General features: G+C 59.9%; 2 protein-coding genes and 1 pseudogene. 1 reads left to right on the top strand and 2 read right to left on the bottom strand.

Annotated elements, in window-relative coordinates; all coding sequences use genetic code 11:
- Positions 1 to 284, bottom strand: a pseudogene (locus AC2FNB_RS20850) (hypothetical protein); the annotation flags it as partial.
- 93 nt (positions 285 to 377) lie between these two features.
- Positions 378 to 1,577 carry a hypothetical protein gene (locus tag AC2FNB_RS20845; protein WP_038147531.1) on the bottom strand — a complete coding sequence of 400 codons (1,200 nt, stop codon included), beginning with the start codon at positions 1,575 to 1,577 and terminating at the stop codon, positions 378 to 380.
- A 303-nt stretch (positions 1,578 to 1,880) separates the two neighbouring features.
- On the opposite strand from AC2FNB_RS20845, the gene AC2FNB_RS20840 reads away from it, so the two are divergent.
- Positions 1,881 to 2,956, top strand: a 1,076-nt coding sequence (locus tag AC2FNB_RS20840; protein WP_496748655.1) for a hypothetical protein, incomplete at its 3' end; no start/stop codon positions are given.

The raw sequence follows: 2,956 nt of genomic DNA, 5'->3' as shown, positions 1-2,956 counted from the left end.
CTTCCGTCAGCACCCTGGGCATAGGTCTTGTTCAGCTTGATACCATACGTGATAGCACCAAACAGCTCACCGATATCGCCGTAGACAGAGAGGTGAAGGCCGGTCTCGAGGTGGTAGCTTTCCGCGAGGGACAGGAGATCCTCAAAATATGGGATCATAGACCTAATCGCGTTCGGGTATTTTGCGCCCCACTCCTTGTAGCGAAGCTGCTCGTCGATTTCCGACCAGGTAACCCATTCGCCGTCATCATAAAATGCACGATCTGACCAATCGATTTCTTCCATGCGCGTACTTCCAACACCTAAACATTTCGGGCACGGTAGCAGATCGATGAAACAGGAACGAGACCGGAGGCGATATCGCCTCCGGTCGCCACATTAGCCAACGCGGTCGAGGAGCTTCTTGGCGCGCCCTTCCATGTCGAGGCGTGCATCCTGCTGAGTCTTGTCGCGAGCGAGCCGCGTGATGCCCTGCACGAAATCGAAGATGCTCTCGGGCGGGCGGCCTTCCTCCATCAGCACCTTCTCGATGATCTTGCCGGATTCGGCCTTCGAGAAACCGCGCTTGCGCAGGAAATCCGCGCGGTCCGCGTCGCTGCGCGCCACGATCTGCTGGCGCGCCGCCTTGATGCCGTTCACGAACCCCTGCGGCGAGGAATTGGCAAACCGCGTCAACGCGGGCGCGGCCTCATGTGCGAAGCGCGAAGCGGCGTATTTCGAGTGACGGATCTTGATCTCCTGGAAATCCTCGACGCCCCAGAGGTTGCGGTTCTGGCACACCGCCCGCAGATAGAAGCTCGCCATGCCGAGGGTCTTCGCGCCCACCTCGGAATTCCAGCAATAGAAGCCCCGGAAATAGAGATCGGGGGAGCCGTCCGCCAGCTTGCCCGCCTCGATCGGGTTGCGATCATCGACCAGGAACAGGAAGACATCGCGGTCCGAGGCGTAGAGCGTGGTCGTGTCGCGGCTGATTTCGACATCGGGGTTGTAGACCCCGGTCGACCAATCCAGCACACCCGGTACCTTCCAGCGCGTATCGCCCGTGCCATTGCCCGCGATGCGCTGAACCGCCTCGACAAGCTCGAAGTCATGGATGCGGCCGTAGTCGGGACCGGTCACGGCGCGCAGTTCCGTGCGGCCATCCTCGGTCTCGAAGGTCTTCACCTGCTCGGCGCGGTGGTTGGTCAAACCGTATTGCAGGTTGATCCCCGCCAGAGGCGCGGGAAGCTGCCGCAGGTAGGATGCCGGGGCACCGACGATGCTGGCAAGCTGGCCGAAGGCCCAGTGCGTGGGTGCGATCGGCTCATGCGCTTTCGGCAGGACCAAGTGCAGCCGCTCTGCACTGTCGCGCGCTGCCTCGACACGGATGTCGGCGGTTTGCACCACCCGGCTGCGGCTGCGCTCAGAGCGACCCTTCACATTGGCCCAGAGATCGTCGAGCGACAGGTACCGCTCGTCATCCGGCCTGTTGAACCATTCGGACGACACCCGCCCATTCCGGTCACCCCGGCTCACATCCACTTTCCAGCCACCAGCCCGCGTCGGCTGTACCGCATCCAGAACTTCCACAACGCCCATCGGCATTCCTCCGCGACAGGCGCCGGGAGCCACTCTCCCAGCCCTCAACCCGTCACCGGGAAACCGGCCAACCTCAAACTCTCTCGGGCAAACGGCGCTAAGTCGGAGGCGCCGCACGCCCGCAACTCGCTGGTGTTGACCTGCGTTCAAAAATGGCAGAGGTTAAACAAGGCCTTTCTCGCAGGCCGGTGTGCCCGCCACGCGAAGCTTTGCAGCGATCTTAATTTCGAACAGCAGACCTCATGCCATCGGCGGGTCTGATTAGCAGCGGGCACCTAGTCAGATCCGGCTTGGACATGGATCATGACAGAGAACACTAAGCTCAAGACTTTGAAACTACTGGCGAAGCGTTACGCTAGGGCGACGGGTCAACCACAGCACGTAGCGCTCGACTTTGTTGCCAGTCGAATGGGCTTTGCTCATTGGAATGCGTTGACAGGCAGCGCCAAAGGAGAGTGGGTTCCCTCCGAAGCACAAGTTGCCACGATCAAGGCCTTCGTGGAACGGATCACTTCCTACGAGGGTGCGACCTTCGACCATATCTTCGGAAGCCCCGATGCCGTCACTCGAGGAGAAGTACGGGGGCATCCATACGAACTGAAAACAATGCTTGGTGACGTCCGCATGGATGGTGAGGGTTGGCAGATCGTGCTGCCAGAAAACCCTTTGGCCGCCCCTCGTGTCGAGATCGACATCAAGCATGCCCAGACCAGCCCGATGAACGATCGCGTGCTACGTGAAGAAGCCATCGGGATTGCGAGGGAATTGATGCAGAGCGTCAAGGCGCGGCGATTTGCCGATTGGCCACGGCGCGCCACAAAGCCGGATGCGGAAGGAAATGTGCGGCACCCGTTCTTGGAGATGGAGGAATCGAACCTCTGGTACTGCCTTCACTGCAACTCAGAGATCACCGGCCCACAGATCGCTGGAAACCAATGGCACTGCCCCAGCTGCGGCGCATCACCAATCAACATTTTTCCAGAAGCCTTCTGGCTGGAACCGACCGATGAAAAACCAGTGCCAGTCCAATCCCGCGCCGAAAGGCAAGAGATTGAACCCATCGTGTCAATTATAGATCCGCGGCCAAGGCTTGACCTCAACAGTGACCAGGTGACCCATTTGATCCGGGCTGCCCTGTTCGAGGATGCGACCAATGCCAGCGAGCGCATGGGAGCGAGTCTGGCCGAAATCTGGGTTGATGACGATCTCGACGTGGTTGTTTCCTTCGAGGATCACTACTGGCCCGAGGACAAGGAGCCGACTGCTGCGATCGAAGTGGCCGCACTGCTTGGAATCGAGATTGAGTTGGAAGTTACTTGGTCGGATCCGTTGTTCGCATGGCCCGGTTTGGGCACCGTGACCCAGAGCACGGCCGAATA

It is taken from the genome of Ruegeria sp. BHSB058 (assembly GCF_059613285.1).
The sequence above is the reverse complement of the archived record's forward strand: the minus strand, read 5'-3'. Positions and strand labels throughout refer to the sequence as shown.

Excerpts from the sequence above, each read along its gene's own strand:
- AC2FNB_RS20845 (WP_038147531.1), bottom strand. The coding sequence starts at position 1,577 with ATGGGCGTTGTGGAAGTTCTGGATGCGGTACAGCCGACGCGGGCTGGT.